Genomic DNA, 15,412 nt, shown 5'->3' on the forward strand with positions numbered 1-15,412 from the left:
GACCCCGCGTCCGGCTCCGACCGGACTCCCGGGTCGGTGCGGCACCATGGCGATCGTGTCCGCATCCCGTCGTCCGCCCGGCGCTCCCCGGCGGTCGCGGCTGTCCCGCCGGTCGGTGCCCGCCGACCCGGACCGGGTCGGCACGGCACCCCTCGACGTCGCGCGGGCGCAGACCCGGCCGCTTCCGTCGGCGACCCCGCCGCCGGGCCCGGCGGCGGCCGGACCGGCCAAGCTCACGGTCACCCGCGTCGCCGCCGCACGCAGCCGTGAGCTCACCGTCGCCGCGGCGCGGAAGGTGCGGACGGCCAGCCGCGCCGACGGTGCCGGCGAGAGCGGCCTGACGCACCTGCTGTGGGTCAACGCCCTGCACATGGCCGGGGACGCGATGATCGCCGTCTCGCTCGCCGGAACGCTCTTCTTCGCCGCCACGACCGACGCCCAGCGCGGCAACGTCGCGCTCTACCTGCTGGTGACGATGGCCCCGTTCGCCCTCCTCGCCCCGGTCATCGGGCCGGCGCTGGACCGGCTGCAGCGCGGCCGGCGGTGGGCCATGGGCGTCTCGCTGGGCGGCCGCGCGGTGCTGGCGCTGGTGATGGCCGCCCACTTCGACGACCTCTGGCTGTACCCGGCGGCGCTCGGGGTGCTGGTGCTCTCCAAGGCGCACAACGTGCTGCGGGCCGCCGTGGTGCCCCGCGTGCTGCCCGGCCCCATGTCGTTGACCTCGGCGAACGCCCGGCTGTCGGTGTTCGGCCTGGCGACCGCCGGGGTCGCCGGCGGGCTCGCCGCCGGGGTCGCCGCGCTCGTCGGTTTCGACTGGGAGCTGTGGGCGACGGCCGCGGTGTTCCTGACCGGCGCGGTGCTCGCCGTCCGGCTGCCCCCGCACGTCGACGTCCCCACCGGGGAGGAGCCGGCCGACGTGCTCACCACCACGGAGATCCCGCTGCCCGGCCGACGGCGCCGGGTCACCCGGCACGTGGTGCTCGCGCTCCGGGTCAACGCGGCCCTCCGCGGGCTGGGTGGGTTCCTCACGATCTTCATGGCGTTCCTGGTGCAGGCGACCTTCGCCGACGGCTGGGAGGCGACCCTCGCCCTGGGGGCCCTCGCGATCGCGGCCGGTGCCGGCAGCTTCACCGGAACGGCGGTCGGCTCCCGGCTGCACACCGCCGCACCCGACCGGCTGGTGCTGTGGGCGGCCTCGGGCGCGACGGTGGTCACCGTCCTCGCCGCGGTGTTCTACGGCTTCGGCATGGCGGTGGTGGTGGCCGCCGTGTCCGCCGTCGCGAACGCGCTCGGCAAGGTGTCCCTGGACGCGATCATCCAGCGCGAGGTGCCCGAGACCCTACGGGCCTCGGCCTTCGCCCGGTCGGAGACGATGCTGCAGCTGGCCTGGGTCGTCGGCGGGGCGCTGGGCATCGCGCTGCCGCCCACCGGCTGGATCGGGTTCACCGTCGCCGCGGCGCTGCTCGCGCTCGCCGTCGGGCTGGTCCTGTGGACCCTCTACCGCAGCCGCACGCCGCTGGTGGCGACGGGGTCCCCGGACGCGCCGACGACGCCGGTGGGACCGTCGTGGACGTGAGAAGGCCGACCGCGTCCCTGCTCGCCCTCTGCGCCGCCGGCTCCCTGGCCGCCTGCGCGAGCGAGCCCGACACCCCCGGCGACGTCCGGGTGCAGGCCGGGAGCCAGGACGTGACCGCCCGGCCGACCCAGTACTGCCTGGACGGCGAGGGGCAGCGCTACGCGACCACGCCCCCGGTGGTCGAGGTCTCCCCCGGCACCGCCATCTCGCTGACCGTCCCCGAGCCGATCGCCGAGCGCGGCTGGCAGGTGCAGGTGTTCGACGAGTCGCTGCAGGAGGTGATCGGCGAGGTCGACGTCCCGGCGGGCACGGAGACGTTCGCGGAGATCAGCTCCTCCGACGTCGTCCCGCCCGCGTTCTACCTCGTCGTCGTCGAGGACAAGGGTGGCGACTGCGGCGAGTTCACCGGCGCCTGGCCGATCGGCTTCCTGCGTGCCGGGGGCGACCTGACCGGCTGAACGTCCCCCGCGGAACTCAGCCCTCCAGGTCGCCGGCGACCGCGCGCAGCACCGAGGCGACCTTGCGGGCGTGCCCGCGCTCGGGGTGGCGGCCGTGGCGCAGGCCCTCGGACACGTCGTCGAGGAGCTTGATCAGATCCTCGATGATCGGCACCAGCTCGTCGGGCTTCTTGCGGCTCTTCGCCGCCACGGTGGCGGCGACCGATGGAAGCGGGTCCAGCAGCCGCACCTGCAGCGCCTGATCACCGCGGCGGCCGGCAACGATGCCGAACTCCACGCGTTGACCGGGCTTGAGGTCGGTACCCGCGGGGAGCGCGTCCTTGTGCACGAAGACGTCGGGACCGTCCTCGCGGGACAGGAACCCGAACCCCTTCTCCGCGTTGAACCACTTCACTCTGCCGGTGGGCACGGTGGATTTCCCTCAGTTCTCGGTATGGCGGGGCCCGCGGGCCGGTCGGACGACGAGGACGGGCGGCACGCTCCACCCGCTGCACAGGTTAGCCGCCGCGACGCACCCCCGACCTGCCGATTGCGGCGGACGCGCGCCGCCGTCCCTACCCTGGGCCGGTGCCCGAGCGCGCCGACGGCCCCGACCATCCCGACTACCGGTTCACCCTCGCCAACGAGCGCACGCTGCTGGCCTGGCTGCGGACCGGGCTGGCCCTGGTCGCCGGCGGGGTCGCCGTCGCCACCTACGCCCCCGACCTGGGCGTGCGCTGGGGCAGCGCCGCGGTGGCCCTGGCCCTCGTGCTGATCGGGCTGGGCACCGCGCTGGCCGGCTACCGCCGGTGGCGCGGCAACGAGGCGGCGATCGCCGCGGGGCGGGCGCTCCCGTCGAGTCACGTCGTGCCCGCGATCGCTGCCGCGGTGGCCGCGGTCGTGGTCGTGGTCGGCGTGCTGGTCGGCGTCGAGGTGATGCGCGGGTGACGCCGGTGGAGACCCAGCCCGAGCGCACTGCGCTGGCCTGGCAGCGCACCGGCCTGGGCGTGCTGGCCGTCGCCGCGCTGCTCGGCCACCGCGCGCTCGAGGTCGGGCACCCGGCGCTGCTCGTCGTGGCCGGGCTGGCGGCGCTGCTGGGCCTCGGGGTGCTCGGCGGCCTGGCCCCGGCGCGCTACCGGCAGGTGCAGGACCGGGTGGCCGGTGGCCGGGCGGTGACCACGTCGGTGCCGGCCCTGGCGGCGACCGGCGTGGTGGTGCTCACCGCGCTCGCCGCCGCCGTCGCCGTGCTCGTCCCGGGCTGAGTCCGGTCCCACCCGTGTCGGGTCCGATGGCCGGGGTACACCGACTCCCATGCGGAAGCAGCAGGTGTCGACCGGAGACCTGATCGTGCGGGGCGTCGTCGCCGGGCTGGCCGGAACCGTCGTGATGACGGGGTTCCAGCGGCTCGTGGAGATGCCCCTCACCGGGCGCGGCGACAGCTACGCCCCGGCCCAGCTCGCCGAGGAGGTGACCCCCGTGCGCCCGCGGTCGCCCGAGGGTCGCCGACGGCTGAACCGGTTCACCCACGTCGCGCTGGGGGCCGTGTGGGGGGCGGCCTACGGCGTCGCCGCCGCCCGGGCGCTGCGGGGCCAGCGCGCGGTCAACGCCGTGTTCGCCGTCGTCTACGCCGGGGACGTGGCCCTGAACACCGCCCTGGGTCTGTACCACCCGCTGCGGTGGTCGGCGAGGGACCTGGTGGTCGACGTCGTGGACAAGTACGTGCAGGCACAGGCGACCGGTGCGGTGTTCGACCGCGTCCTGGACCCGGTGCGGTAGACCGGACCGAGGGGGCCCGCCACCCGCGCGGCCGCGGAGGTCATCGGGGGACGACGTCGGGAACGATGCCCAGCCGGTCCAGCAGGGCCAGGAAGACGACGGCGAAGTCATTGCCGGCCACCTCGCGGGCCACCAGCGGCCAGTCGACCTGCTCGCGCATCGCCCGGGCCACCGGCAGCAGCCGGGCGAAGTCGCAGTAGTGCTCGTCGAGCGCCATGAGCTTGCCGGCCAGGATGTCCGTGGCGGCGAGGACCGGCATCTCCACCGAGAGCACCGGCATGAGGTCGGCCCGCTCGATCAGGTCGGCCTCGACGGGCCGGCCGCAGGTGCGCCACAGGACGTCGACGAAGACGTCGCCGCGCACCACCTTGAGCAGCCAGTCCTCGGCCGGGTCGGTCACCTCCAGGCCGGCGTCGGCCAGCGCCTTGGCGGCCCGTTCGGCCTCGGCTGCCGGAACGAGGAAGTCCGCGTCGTGGTCGGGCTCGGGCGCGCCCCGCATCCACGCGGCGTAGCCGCCGCACAGCGCGAACGGGACCCCGGCCTGCTTGAGCGCGACGCCCGTGCGCTTGAGCAGGTCGCGGACGTCCTCACGGAGCTCCTCGGGATGCGGCACGACGGTGCTGCTACCCGCATCGGGCGGGATGTGCACGGTGTATCGGGCCACTGCGCGGCTATGGAGGTCCCGTGCGCATCGCGACCTTCAACCTCCTGCACGGACGCTCCCTCGACGACGGCCGGGTCGACGTCGACCGGCTCGCCGCGGCGGTGAAGGCGCTGGACGCCGACGTCCTCGGCCTGCAGGAGGTCGATCGCGACCAGCCGCGGTCGCTCGGCGCCGACCTCACCGCCGTCGCGGCCGAGGCGATGGGCGCGGTGGACTCGCAGTTCGTCGCCGCCCTCTCCGGAACGCCCGGTGGCACCTGGATGGCCGCCACCGGTGACGAGCAGCCCGGATCGGCCAGTTACGGCATCTCCCTGCTGTCGCGTCACCCCGTCGTCTCCTGGCGGGTGGTCCGGCTGGCCCCGCTGCAGGTCAGCGTGCCGCTGTGGTCGCCGGACTCCCGCCGGCCGTTCCTGGCCCGCGACGAGCCGCGGGTGGCCGTGGCCGCCGTGCTGGACGGCCCGTTCGGCCAGTTCACCGTCTGCAACACCCACCTGTCGTTCATCCCGCGCTGGAACGGCCGGCAGCTGCGCACCCTGGTGCGCTCGCTCGAGGGCACGCGGGAGCCGCTGGTGCTGATGGGCGACCTGAACATGCAGCAGCGCGCCGCCGCCCGGAACAGCAGGCTGACGCCGATCGCCACGGCCGACACCTTCCCGGCGCCCCGGCCGACCCGGCAGCTGGACCACGTGCTGGTGCGCGGGGCCCTCCGCGCGAGCGGCCCGGCCGAGGCGGTCCGCCTGCCGCTGTCGGACCACCGGGCGCTCGTGGTGCCCGTCGAGGCGGGCTGACCTGCGGACGCCCGGTCGCGGAGCGTCGTCACCGGGTGGGATCATGATCCGCATGGCCGCCCGGATCCTGTCGCTCGTCGCCAGCATCGTGCGCGTGGTGTTCGCGGTCATCGCCGCGGTCCTCGTGGTGCACGCGGTGTTCGTGCTGTTCCAGGCGAACCCGGCGAACCCGCTGGTCGAGTTCGCCGCCGGCTGGCGGAACTCGTTCGGCTGGTTCACCGAGGACCTGTTCACGCCGTCGGACCCGAGGATCGCCGAGGCGGTCAACGCCGCCCTGGCCGCGGTGATCTGGGTCGTCGCGGGCAGCCTGATCTCCACGCTGATCGTCCGGCTCGCGCCGTCGTCGTCGTCGTCGAAGGTGAACGCCTAAGCGTTCCGGATCGCCGCCACCTCCTGCAGCCCCAGCTCCTCGACCGACACCTGGCGCATCTCCACCTTGCGGATCTTGCCGGTGACCGTCATCGGGAAGTCGTCGACGACCTTCACGTACCGCGGCACCTTGTAGTGCGCCAGCCGGCCGGCGCAGAACACCCGCAGCGTCTCGGCGGTGAGCGGCTCGGCTCCCTCGCGCAGCCGGACCCAGGCCATGAGCTCCTCGCCGTAGCGTTCGTCGGGAACGCCGATCACCTGCGCGTCGACGACGTCGGGGTGGGTGTGGAGGAACTCCTCGATCTCCCGCGGGTAGACGTTCTCCCCGCCGCGGATGACCATGTCCTTGATCCGGCCGACGATGTTCAGGTAGCCGGCGTCGTCCATGACGGCGAGGTCGCCGGTGTGCATCCAGCGGGCACGGTCGACGACCTCGGCGGTCTTCTCCGGCTCGTTCCAGTAGCCGAGCATCACCGAGTACCCGCGGGTGCAGAACTCCCCCGGCGTCCCGCGCGGCACGGTCAGCCCCGTCGCCGGGTCGACGACCTTCACCTCCAGGTGCGGGTGCACCCGCCCGACCGTCGCGGTGCGGCGCTCCAGGTCGTCGTCGGCGCCGGTCTGGGTGGAGACCGGTGAGGTCTCGGTCATCCCGTAGCAGATGGTCACCTCGGTCATGCCCATCTCGCTGACCACCCGCCTCATCACCTCCACCGGGCACGGCGAGCCGGCCATGATGCCGGTGCGCAGGCTGGAGAGGTCGTAGTCGGCGAAGTCGGGCAGGCCCAGTTCGGCGATGAACATCGTGGGGACGCCGTAGAGCGAGGTGCACCGCTCGTCCTGGACGGCATGCAGCGTCAGCGCGGGGTCGAAGCCGGGCGCCGGGATGACCATCGTCGCGCCGTGCGAGGTGGCGCCGAGGTTGCCCATGCCCATGCCGAAGCAGTGGTAGTAGGGCACCGGGATGCAGACGCGGTCGGCCTCGGTGTAGCCGCAGCCCTCGCCCACGAAGAAGCCGTTGTTGAGCAGGTTGTGGTGGGTGAGCGTGGCGCCTTTCGGGAAGCCCGTCGTCCCCGAGGTGTACTGGATGTTGATCGCGTCGTCGGCGGAGAGCTCCGTCTCCCGCCGGGCGAGGAGCCCGCGGTCACCCGCCCGGCCGGTCGCCACGAGCCGCGCCCACTCCGGCGAGCCGAGGAAGACGACCTCGCGCAGGGCGGGGCACTCACCGCGGACCTCGCCGACCATGGCGCGGTAGTCGCTGGTCCTGAACTCCGGCGCGCTCACCAGCACGGAGATGCCGGCCTGCTTCAGCACGTAGCCGAGCTCGTGGGTGCGGTAGGCCGGGTTGATGTTGACCAGGATCGCGCCGAGCTTGGCCGTCGCGTACTGGACGAAGACCCACTCGGCGCAGTTGGGGGCCCAGATGCCCACCCGATCGCCCTTCCGGACGCCGAGGGCGTCCAGGCCGAGTGCGCAGGCGTCGACGTCGTCGACCAGCTGTGGATAGGTCCAGCGGCGGCCGGAGGCGCACTCGACGAGCGCCTCGTGGTCGCCCACCCGCGCCGTCGTCCGATCGAGGTTCGCCCCGATGGTGTCCCCGAGCAGGGGGATGGTCGAGGTTCCGCTGCTGTAGGACGGCAGCGCGGGTGCGCTCATCGCTCGCTCACCGCCGGCGCCGGCCCTCGGGGGTCTGCACGCCGGCCCGGTTCGGCTTGTCCGTCGGGTGGGCGTAGCGCAGCCGGTCGGCCGGGAGCGGGAAGTCGTGGTCCTGCCCGAACGGCGACAACCCTCCGGCGACCGAGGCCGAGAGCTCGGTCAGCGGCGGACCGCCGTCCTCGGACTCGCCCCAGGTGGGTTCCACGAGGTGCGCGTGCTTCTCGTTGCGCTTGGCCATGACGCCTCCGTGTGCGGTACCGGGTGCACCGCACGGTGCACCGCTCCCCCTCATCTTGGCCGATCCCGCCCGGGAGGCGCACGCCCGCCCCGGGAGGGGTGGCCGGTGTCGCGCTCAGCGCGGCCGGGCCACCTCGCGCGCGCCATAGACGGTGCCCGCGCCGTCGGCGGTGAGCACCCACCGGCCGCCGCCGACCGGTGCGGCCTGCACGGTGCCGCCGTCGAGGGCCTGCACCGCCCGGGTGCGCCAGACAGCGGTGCTGAGCAGCCGCAGCCGCACCGGCTCGCCGCTCAGCTCGTCGTAGCCCGCCGGCTCGAACGCCAGCAGCGCGGGGCCGGCGATCCGCAGCGTCCCGGTGCGCCAGGGAGCGCCCGCGAGGGCCCGCGCCCAGCGGCGGGTGCGCAGCAGCGCGCCGGCCCCCGCGACCACGGCGGCCAGCCCGCCTGCCACCAGGGCGATGACGGCGAGCCCGGCCCCGGGGATGCGCCCACCGTCCTCACCCGCGGCCGACACCGCGGCGGCACCGAGCAGGGCCCCCAGGACGATGGCGATCACGCCGCCCCCGAGCCAGCGCAGGGCACCCACCTGGTACGCGGCGAGGGCCGTCCTGGTCTGCGGATCATCACTCGCCGGGTGCATGCACCCATGCTGGCAGCAGCACCGGCGCGGTCGGCGACGTAGCGTGGACCGGATGTCCACGGAAGCCCCCGCGACGCTCGCCGCCTGGCTGCGCACCCGCAGCGACGAGCAGCTGCGCGCGTTGCTGGTGGCCCGGCCCGACGTCGCCCGCCCCGCCCCCTCCGACGTCGTGGCGCTGGCCAGCCGCCTGGCGGTGCCGGTGTCGGTCGACCGCGCGCTCGACGAGCTGGACGCCACCACCCTCCAGGTGCTCGACGTGGTGCTGCTCGCACCCACCGACGGCATGGCCCCCGACGAGCTGATCGCCGCCCTGCCCGAGGTGGCCGACGACGTCCTCACCGGCGCGGTCGAAATCCTCACCACCCGGGCGCTCCTGTGGGGCGACGACCTGCTGCACGCCCCCGACCCGGTGCGCCGCGCCGTCCGGCACCCCGCCGGCCTGGGGCGCCGCGCACTCGACCTGCGCGTGCAGCTGCCCGCCGATCTCCCCGCCGCGGTGGCCGAGCTCGCCCCCGAGGAGCGCGCCGTCCTGGAGAAGCTGGCCGGCGACCGGCCGGTGGGCCACCTCCCCGACGCGCCCGCCAACGGCTCGGCGACGCCGGCCCGCCGGCTGCTGCAGCGGGGCCTGCTCGCCCGCATCGACGCGCTGAACGTCGAGCTGCCCCGCGAGATCGGCCTGCTGCTGCGCGGCGACCGGCCCTACGGCCCGCCGCGGCACCGGCCCGAGCCGGACGTCGTCACCCAGGACCGCGCGGTGCTCGATCGCCGGGCCGCGGGCGCCGCGCTGGAGGCGGTCGGCCGGATCGGCGAGCTGCTCGCGCTGCTCGAGGAGGAGCCCGCCGGGCTGCTGCGCAGCGGCGGCGTGGGCGTGCGCGACCAGAAGCGCCTGGCGCGTGCGCTGCACGTGACGGAACCGGAGGCGGCCTGGCTGCTGGAGCTGGCGAACGCCGGCGGGCTGCTCGACGTCGGCGGGCCGCACCGCGACGAGTGGCTGCCCACCCGCGCCTACGACCTGTGGCGGGAGCAGGACCTCGCCGACCGCTGGGCCGTGCTGGCCGCCGGCTGGCTGGAGTGCGTGCGGCTGCCCTCGCTGGTCGGGGTGCGCGACCTCGCGGGGAAGGCGGCCAACGCGCTCTCCCCCGACCTGGTGCGGCACACCGCACCGGCGATCCGCCGCGCGGCGCTCACCGTGCTCGCCGAGCAGCCCCCGGGCTCCGGGCTGGCGCCGGAGGACCTGACCGCGCTGCTGCGCTGGCGCACCCCGCGCCGGGCCGACCGGCTCGCCCCGGTGCCCGACATGCTCACCGAGGCCGCGCGGCTCGGCGTCCTGGTGTCCGGGGTGCTCTCCACCGCCGGCCGCGGGCTGCTCGCGGCGGGCGAGGACGGCGCCGCGGACGGCATGCGGGGGCTGCTGCCCGAGCCGGTCGACCACGTGCTCGCCCAGCCCGACCTCTCGCTGATCGCCCCCGGTCCCCTGGTCGCGGAGCTGGCCGACACCCTGTCCGTCATCGCCGACGTCGAGTCCTCCGGCGGTGCGACGGTGTTCCGGGTCTCGGAGTCCTCGATCCGCCGCGCGCTCGACGCCGGGTGGTCGGCCTCGGACCTGCACGACTTCTTCGCCCGCGCGTCACGCACGCCGGTGCCCCAGGCCCTGGACTACCTGGTCGACGACGTCGCGCGCCAGCACGGGCGGCTGCGGGTGGGCGCGATCGAGTCGTACGTGCGCTCGGACGACCACGGGCTGCTCTCCCAGGTGCTCAACGACCGCCGCACCGCCGCCGCCGAGCTGCGCCGGCTGGCACCCGGCGTGCTGGTCAGCGCGCTGGGCGCCGACGAGGTGCTCACGGTGCTCCGCGAGGCGGGCTACGCGCCGGCCGGCGAGAACCCGGGCGGCGCCGTCCTCACCCGCCCGCCGGCCCGGCCCCGCGCCGCCGGCCGCCGGACCGGCAGCGAGTCGCATCCGGCGCCGCGTCCGCTCTCGGCCGACGACCTGGACGCCACGGTCCGCGAGATCCGCGCGGGCGACGCCGCGCTGGCCGCCCGCCGCGGCGAGGCGGTGCGCCAGGTGCCCGGCGTGACGACGGCGTCGACGCTGGAACTGCTGTCCCGCGCGGTCCGCGAGGGCGTGCCCGTGTGGCTGGGCTACGTCGACGCCCAGGGCAGCGGCAGCCAGCGGGTGGTGCAGCCGGTGTCGCTGGCCGGCGGCTTCCTCTCCGGCTACGACGAGCGGCGCGGGGAGAACCGCACGTTCGCCGTGCACCGGATCACCTCGGTCGCCCTCGTCGAGCCCGACGACGCGGTCTGAGCCCGGGTCAGCCGTTCTCCGGCACCGCGTAGCGGCGGGTGACCATCCACACCACCCGGCCCAGGACGACGACGAGGTAGCCGCCCACCAGGAGCAGCGGCCACGGGCCCAGGGCAGGGTCCTCCGCCGTCGCGGCCCGGACGACCAGCCAGTCGACGGCGGTGAGCAGCAGCAGCGTCCAGGCGCCGAGCAGCCAGAGATCCGCGACGGCGATCTCCCGCAGCCGGCCGAGGTTCTCCGGCCGCTTCCAGTACTCGGGGTGTGGCACGTCCACCATCGCCGCCGGAGCCCGCCGTACGAGCTGGACCAGGCCGGCGAAGAGCAGGACCATGCCGAGGCCGAGCAGCCCGCTGAACCACAGCGCGGCGGCCCGGCTGCTCCAGTCGTCGGGCTCGCCGCCGGCGGCGAAATGGGTGGGCACCCGCTCCGGCAGCCGGGTCCAGGACCACGCCCAGACGGCGGCGTAGAGCACCGCGGAGGCGGCGAACCACGTGCGCGGGCGGCCCATGGGAGCAACCTAGGCGGGAAGGTCCGGGGTCTGCACGGGGTTACGGTGGATGGTCCGGTGCGGCGGCTCGCGCCCGGCACCTCCCGCGACGGAAAGAGTGATGCGTGAACGACGGTCCGCTCATCGTGCAGTCGGACAAGACCCTGCTGCTCGAGGTCGACCACCCGCTGGCCCGTGACTGCCGGTCGGCGATCGCGCCGTTCGCCGAGCTGGAGCGCTCCCCCGAGCACGTGCACACCTACCGGGTGACACCGCTCGCGCTGTGGAACGCCCGGGCGGCCGGGCACGACGCCGAGCAGGTCGTCGACGCCCTGGTGCGGTACTCCCGCTACCCGGTGCCGCACGCGCTGCTGGTCGACGTCGCCGACACGATGGACCGGTTCGGGCGGCTGACGCTGGCCAACAACCCGGTGCACGGGCTGGTGCTCACGACCACCGACCGCGCGGTGCTGGAGGAGGTCATCCGCTCCAAGCGGGTCGCCCCGATGCTGGGCGCGCGGATCGACTCCGACTCCGTCGTCGTCCACCCGTCGGAGCGCGGCCGGCTGAAGCAGGCCCTGCTGAAGGTCGGCTGGCCGGCCGAGGACCTGGCCGGCTACGTCGACGGCCAGGCCCACCCGATCGAGCTGGACCAGGCCGACTGGCACCTGCGCGACTACCAGCAGGAAGCCGTCGAGGGCTTCTGGGCCGGTGGCTCGGGCGTCGTCGTGCTGCCCTGCGGCGCGGGGAAGACCCTGGTCGGCGCCGCGGCGATGGCCGAGGCGAAGGCCACCACGCTGATCCTGGTGACCAACACCGTCGCGGGGCGGCAGTGGAAGCGCGAGCTGATCGCCCGCACGTCGCTGACCGAGGACGAGATCGGCGAGTACTCCGGTGAGCGCAAGGAGATCCGGCCGGTCACCATCGCGACCTACCAGGTGATCACCACCCGCCGGAAGGGCGAGTACCGGCACCTGGACCTGTTCGACGCCCAGGACTGGGGTTTGATCGTCTACGACGAGGTGCACCTCCTCCCGGCGCCGATCTTCCGGCTGACCGCCGACCTGCAGTCCCGCCGCCGGCTGGGGCTGACCGCGACGCTGGTGCGCGAGGACGGGCGTGAGGACGACGTGTTCTCGCTGATCGGCCCCAAGCGGTACGACGCCCCGTGGCGCGACATCGAGGCGCAGGGCTACATCGCGCCGGCCGAGTGCATCGAGGTGCGGGTCTCGCTCGACGACGAGGAGCGGATGACCTACGCCGTCGCCGAGCCCGAGGAGCGGTACCGGATCGCGGCCACCGCGCAGTCGAAGCTGCCGGTGATCCGGCGGGTGCTCGAGCGCCACCCCGACGAGCAGAAGCTCGTCATCGGGGCCTACCTCGACCAGCTCGAGGAGCTCGGCACCGCGCTCGACGCCCCGGTCATCCAGGGCTCGACCACCAACAAGGAGCGGGAGCGGCTCTTCCAGGCGTTCCGCACCGGGGAGATCAAGACCCTGGTCGTCTCCAAGGTCGCCAACTTCTCCATCGACCTGCCCGAGGCCGCCGTCGCGGTGCAGGTGTCGGGGACGTTCGGCTCCCGGCAGGAGGAGGCCCAGCGGCTCGGCCGGGTGCTGCGCCCGAAGGCCGACGGCCGGCAGGCGCACTTCTACACGGTGGTCAGCCGCGACACCCTCGACAGCGAGTACGCCGCGCACCGGCAGCGCTTCCTCGCCGAGCAGGGCTACGCCTACACGATCGTCGACGCCGCCGACCTGGCCGGCCCGGGCGAGGTCAACGGCCCCGACTGGGTGGACGAGCCCGCGGACTGAACCCTCGCGTCACCGGGTGCCGGTCGGCAGCTGATCGACGAAGCCCACCGGCACCACACCCTCCACCCGGGCCACCGCCTGCGGGGCCTCCGCCCCGGGCGCGACGGTGACGCAGCGCGCCATGCGGCCGGACCGTGGTGCCGTCGACGCCTCAGTAGGGCGGTGGCGAGGTGCTCGCCACCAGGCCGGTCGGGCTCGTCACCGTCAGCGTGCCGTCGGCGGCCAGGTGGTGCCTCCACCCGGGCGCCTGGTGCTTTCCGCGGTGGTGGGACGTGCAGTAGCCGAGAAGGTTCGCCGCGCTCGTCTCGCCGTCGGGCCACCGCCGGTCGTGGTCGAGCTCGCCACCGCGTGGCACCGGACGGCGGCAGCCGGGGAACCGGCACCGGCGGTCGCGGGCACGGACGTAGCGGTCCAGCGGTGCGCTGGGGCGGTAGCCGTCGGTGGGTGATGGCGGGCCGATCCCGGGTCGCCCGGCGAGGTCGTGGTCGCACCCGGCCGGGTCGCGCCGGAAGCTCGCGGCGCCACAGTGCGCCAGCCGCCGCAGCTCCCGGCTGCCGGTCAGCGCCAGGAGGGCGCCGGCCAGCTCGGCGACGACCGCGACCCGGGGGCAGTCCACCAGGCCGCCGCCGGCCGTCGCGTCGAGCAGGGAGGTCAGCGCGGTCCGTTGCGCGACGCTGGCGACGCGGAGCGCGGCCAGCGCGTCGGGCGCAGCGGACACCTGCCCTGCCGGGCCGCGCTGCCATGCGTCCTCGTCGCCGGCGTCGAGGCGCTGCGCCGCCGTCACCGCGCACTGGGCACGGCCGACCGCCCGCTGCAGATCGAGCAGCACCGCACCCGCCGACTCGACGGCACGGTCCGCCGCAGCCCAGCTGCTCGCTCCGGGCCCTGCGGCCATGCCTGGAGCGGGATCCTCCTCGGGCGCATGGTCGATCACGTCTTCGGGCGAGGTATCGGGCGCACGGTCGGACCAGAAACCGAGCGCCTCGTCGGGCATGGGGTCCAGCGCGTGGTCCGGCGAGGGGGCGTCGTCCGGTGGCCCCGGGTCGTCCGGTGGCTCCGGGTCGTCCAGAATCTTGAGGTCGGCCGCCGAGGGCATCCGCTCCCAGCGAGCGCCCTCCGCCCAGTACCGGGCCATCTCCTCGGGTGACGGATCGTCCTCGCCGCCCCACTCCTCGAGGACCCGCGCCTCGGTGGCCGTCCACCAGTCGGCGAGGGCCTCCTCGTCGCTCGCTCCCGGCGCCTCGATCCGGTTCGGGTCCGCCGGCCGGGCACCCGGCGGCACGCCTGGCCACCTCCCGGGCGGCGCGGGATCGGGCAGCAGCCCGAGGGCGCGGGAGAGGGCGCGGACCATCTCCGCCGGGACCGGCTGCCCGCCGATCTCCCCCGGTTCGTCGCCACCCAGCAGGGTGCGCACGCCGGCGACCACGGTGAGTTGCGCCTGCACGGGCGGCAGGCCGTTCTCGCCGGGCCGCAGCACGAGGTCGAGCAGGCAGTCGGCCATCTTCTGGCCGCGGGTGCGCTGGTCGTCCGGGCCGGCGAGCTCGTCGGCACAGCGGCCCAGGGCGTCGAGCAGCGCCTGCGCCTCCGGCACCGTGAGCAGGGCGCTCAGCACCGCCATCCCGTCCTCGGTGTCGGGCCGCACCGACACCCCGCGTCGGCGCAACGCCCGATGCAGCCGGTCGGCGGCGTCGCGGGCGTCCCGCCGCAGCACCAGGCGCCGCGCCTTGTCACCCAGCTGGGCCGGCGTGGTGACCCGCCCGACCGCCCAGCCCAGCAACTCGGCCTCGACCTCCGCGCGGACCGTCGCGTCGGCGATCGGCGCGACCGAGCCGAGCATCGGCCACAGGTGCCCGCCGTGGATCGCACCCGCCTCCAGGGCGTCGAGCGTGCGCGGCAGCCGGTGCACGAGGATGAGCGACCGGGCGAGCAGCGCCTCCGCTGCCTGCGACGAGATCGACAGCGCGACGACGAGTTCCTGAGCCGCCCACTCGCTGACGTCGGCGAGCACCTCGGGCCGGGACGCCCGGCGCTCGCCGCTCATGGCACCCGGCTCCCCCGGCTGCCGATCGGTCGACGCGGGCCGGGTGGCGGCGAACTCGGCCACCGCCCGCGCCCGCAGTGCGGTCTGCCGGGCGATCTCCCGGTCGGCGGCCTGCACCCCACCGAGGGGCCCGGACGCCCAGCCCGCCGACGGCGCGCGCGGCGGTGCACCGGTCGTCGGGGCGGCGTCTTCCACGGGATCGATCGTATGTTCGATCACCGACAGTTCTCACCGACCCGGGCAGGAGCGGGGACGAGTCGGGCGGGCGCAGGGCCGGGTCGGGGCGCGCGCCGCCTCCAGTCCAGGCCCATGAGCACCTCATCGCGCCGGTCGCCGGCGGTGATCTGCAGCGCGCCGGGCCAGCAGCCGGGCGTGCGGCTGCGGGACCTCCCGGTGACGCTGGGCGAGCTCCTCCCGGGGCTGCCCTGACCCGTGCGTCGGGCGTGACCGGCGTGACGTGACGGGTCGGTCCGGCACGCCGGTGATCCGCGCCATACCGCCGTCGGGCCTCGAGCGAAGCCGCTGGTCACCGGCGTGCGCGACCGCCTCCATACGGGGCCGTGGCGGCGGCGCGCGGGAGGGCCCCGTTGGGCGTGTTGCCCGGTCGCCGACCAGAATGGGCCCCGAC

The 15,412-nt window shown here is 75.3% G+C and carries 16 protein-coding genes; 9 read left to right on the forward strand and 7 right to left on the reverse strand.

Features of this window, described 5'->3' with window-relative positions; genetic code table 11:
* Window positions 1-46 precede the first annotated feature (46 nt).
* Entirely contained in the window at window positions 47-1,576 is a 1,530-nt protein-coding gene (locus tag ACI791_RS04680) for an MFS transporter (RefSeq protein ID WP_456584977.1), read from the forward strand.
* On the forward strand, window positions 1,573-2,034 hold the full coding sequence (locus tag ACI791_RS04685; RefSeq protein WP_347059309.1) for a DUF2771 family protein: 462 nt from the start codon (window positions 1,573-1,575) through the stop codon (window positions 2,032-2,034). The genes ACI791_RS04680 and ACI791_RS04685 overlap by 4 nt, the downstream gene beginning before the upstream one ends.
* A gap of 16 nt (window positions 2,035-2,050) precedes the next feature.
* On the opposite strand, the gene ACI791_RS04690 is transcribed toward ACI791_RS04685, so the two are convergent.
* Window positions 2,051-2,443 carry a cold-shock protein gene (locus ACI791_RS04690; protein WP_456584978.1) on the reverse strand — a complete coding sequence of 131 codons (393 nt, stop codon included), beginning with the start codon at window positions 2,441-2,443 and terminating at the stop codon, window positions 2,051-2,053.
* A gap of 158 nt (window positions 2,444-2,601) precedes the next feature.
* Between ACI791_RS04690 and ACI791_RS04695 the strand changes: the two genes are divergently transcribed.
* Genes ACI791_RS04695 through ACI791_RS04705 form a run of 3 tightly spaced genes read left to right on the forward strand, consistent with a single transcriptional unit; the run spans window position 2,602 to window position 3,789 of the window.
* The gene (locus ACI791_RS04695) at window positions 2,602-2,961 is read left to right on the forward strand and encodes a YidH family protein (RefSeq protein ID WP_456584979.1); all 360 of its coding nucleotides are present in this window, start codon (window positions 2,602-2,604) and stop codon (window positions 2,959-2,961) included.
* Window positions 2,958-3,275: a DUF202 domain-containing protein gene (locus tag ACI791_RS04700; protein ID WP_456584980.1), complete on the forward strand. Its 318-nt coding sequence runs from the start codon at window positions 2,958-2,960 to the stop codon at window positions 3,273-3,275. Before ACI791_RS04695 ends, ACI791_RS04700 begins: the two co-directional genes overlap by 4 nt.
* A 49-nt stretch (window positions 3,276-3,324) precedes the next feature.
* Window positions 3,325-3,789 carry a hypothetical protein gene (locus tag ACI791_RS04705; RefSeq protein WP_456584981.1) on the forward strand — a complete coding sequence of 155 codons (465 nt, stop codon included), beginning with the start codon at window positions 3,325-3,327 and terminating at the stop codon, window positions 3,787-3,789.
* Window positions 3,790-3,829: 40 nt separating this feature from the next.
* On the opposite strand, the gene ACI791_RS04710 is transcribed toward ACI791_RS04705, so the two are convergent.
* Window positions 3,830-4,453, reverse strand: a complete 624-nt coding sequence (locus tag ACI791_RS04710) for a hypothetical protein (RefSeq protein WP_456584982.1) — start codon at window positions 4,451-4,453, stop codon at window positions 3,830-3,832.
* 20 nt (window positions 4,454-4,473) lie between these two features.
* Here ACI791_RS04710 and ACI791_RS04715 point away from each other — a divergent pair, with 20 nt between their 5' ends.
* Both ACI791_RS04715 and ACI791_RS04720 read left to right on the forward strand, forming a co-directional pair.
* Window positions 4,474-5,241: an endonuclease/exonuclease/phosphatase family protein gene (locus ACI791_RS04715; RefSeq protein WP_456584983.1), complete on the forward strand. Its 768-nt coding sequence runs from the start codon at window positions 4,474-4,476 to the stop codon at window positions 5,239-5,241.
* Between the two features lie 52 nt (window positions 5,242-5,293).
* Window positions 5,294-5,611 carry a hypothetical protein gene (locus ACI791_RS04720; protein ID WP_456584984.1) on the forward strand — a complete coding sequence of 106 codons (318 nt, stop codon included), beginning with the start codon at window positions 5,294-5,296 and terminating at the stop codon, window positions 5,609-5,611.
* Here ACI791_RS04720 and ACI791_RS04725 read toward each other — a convergent pair.
* The 3 genes from ACI791_RS04725 to ACI791_RS04735 form a co-directional block, all read right to left on the reverse strand.
* Complete coding sequence (locus ACI791_RS04725) at window positions 5,608-7,263, reverse strand: AMP-binding protein (protein WP_456584985.1); 1,656 nt, start codon at window positions 7,261-7,263, stop codon at window positions 5,608-5,610. The two genes, ACI791_RS04720 and ACI791_RS04725, sit on opposite strands and share 4 nt — an antisense overlap.
* A gap of 7 nt (window positions 7,264-7,270) precedes the next feature.
* Window positions 7,271-7,501, reverse strand: a complete 231-nt coding sequence (locus tag ACI791_RS04730; RefSeq protein WP_269191625.1) for a hypothetical protein — start codon at window positions 7,499-7,501, stop codon at window positions 7,271-7,273.
* 114 nt (window positions 7,502-7,615) lie between these two features.
* Entirely contained in the window at window positions 7,616-8,140 is a 525-nt protein-coding gene (locus tag ACI791_RS04735) for a hypothetical protein (protein WP_456584986.1), read from the reverse strand.
* Between the two features lie 52 nt (window positions 8,141-8,192).
* Between ACI791_RS04735 and ACI791_RS04740 the strand changes: the two genes are divergently transcribed.
* Window positions 8,193-10,445 carry a helicase-associated domain-containing protein gene (locus tag ACI791_RS04740; RefSeq protein WP_456584987.1) on the forward strand — a complete coding sequence of 751 codons (2,253 nt, stop codon included), beginning with the start codon at window positions 8,193-8,195 and terminating at the stop codon, window positions 10,443-10,445.
* A 7-nt stretch (window positions 10,446-10,452) separates the two neighbouring features.
* On the opposite strand, the gene ACI791_RS04745 is transcribed toward ACI791_RS04740, so the two are convergent.
* Window positions 10,453-10,953 carry a DUF1648 domain-containing protein gene (locus ACI791_RS04745; protein WP_456584988.1) on the reverse strand — a complete coding sequence of 167 codons (501 nt, stop codon included), beginning with the start codon at window positions 10,951-10,953 and terminating at the stop codon, window positions 10,453-10,455.
* Window positions 10,954-11,057: 104 nt separating this feature from the next.
* Here ACI791_RS04745 and ACI791_RS04750 point away from each other — a divergent pair, with 104 nt between their 5' ends.
* Window positions 11,058-12,743 carry a DNA repair helicase XPB gene (locus ACI791_RS04750; RefSeq protein ID WP_456584989.1) on the forward strand — a complete coding sequence of 562 codons (1,686 nt, stop codon included), beginning with the start codon at window positions 11,058-11,060 and terminating at the stop codon, window positions 12,741-12,743.
* A 151-nt stretch (window positions 12,744-12,894) separates the two neighbouring features.
* Here ACI791_RS04750 and ACI791_RS04755 read toward each other — a convergent pair whose 3' ends face one another.
* On the reverse strand, window positions 12,895-14,979 hold the full coding sequence (locus tag ACI791_RS04755; protein ID WP_456584990.1) for a DUF222 domain-containing protein: 2,085 nt from the start codon (window positions 14,977-14,979) through the stop codon (window positions 12,895-12,897).
* Window positions 14,980-15,412 lie beyond the last annotated feature (433 nt).

The organism is Blastococcus sp. SYSU DS0973, from assembly GCF_054051055.1.

What these genes read in the sequence shown, in the direction of transcription:
- ACI791_RS04705 (WP_456584981.1), top strand. Translation starts at nt 3,325, where the DNA reads ATGCGGAAGCAGCAGGTGTCGACCGGAGACCTGATCGTGCGGGGCGTC.
- ACI791_RS04740 (WP_456584987.1), top strand. Translation starts at nt 8,193, where the DNA reads ATGTCCACGGAAGCCCCCGCGACGCTCGCCGCCTGGCTGCGCACCCGC.
- ACI791_RS04725 (WP_456584985.1), bottom strand. Translation starts at nt 7,263, where the DNA reads ATGAGCGCACCCGCGCTGCCGTCCTACAGCAGCGGAACCTCGACCATC.
- ACI791_RS04730 (WP_269191625.1), bottom strand. Translation starts at nt 7,501, where the DNA reads ATGGCCAAGCGCAACGAGAAGCACGCGCACCTCGTGGAACCCACCTGG.
- ACI791_RS04745 (WP_456584988.1), bottom strand. Translation starts at nt 10,953, where the DNA reads ATGGGCCGCCCGCGCACGTGGTTCGCCGCCTCCGCGGTGCTCTACGCC.
- ACI791_RS04735 (WP_456584986.1), bottom strand. Translation starts at nt 8,140, where the DNA reads ATGCACCCGGCGAGTGATGATCCGCAGACCAGGACGGCCCTCGCCGCG.
- ACI791_RS04680 (WP_456584977.1), top strand. Translation starts at nt 47, where the DNA reads ATGGCGATCGTGTCCGCATCCCGTCGTCCGCCCGGCGCTCCCCGGCGG.
- ACI791_RS04720 (WP_456584984.1), top strand. Translation starts at nt 5,294, where the DNA reads ATGGCCGCCCGGATCCTGTCGCTCGTCGCCAGCATCGTGCGCGTGGTG.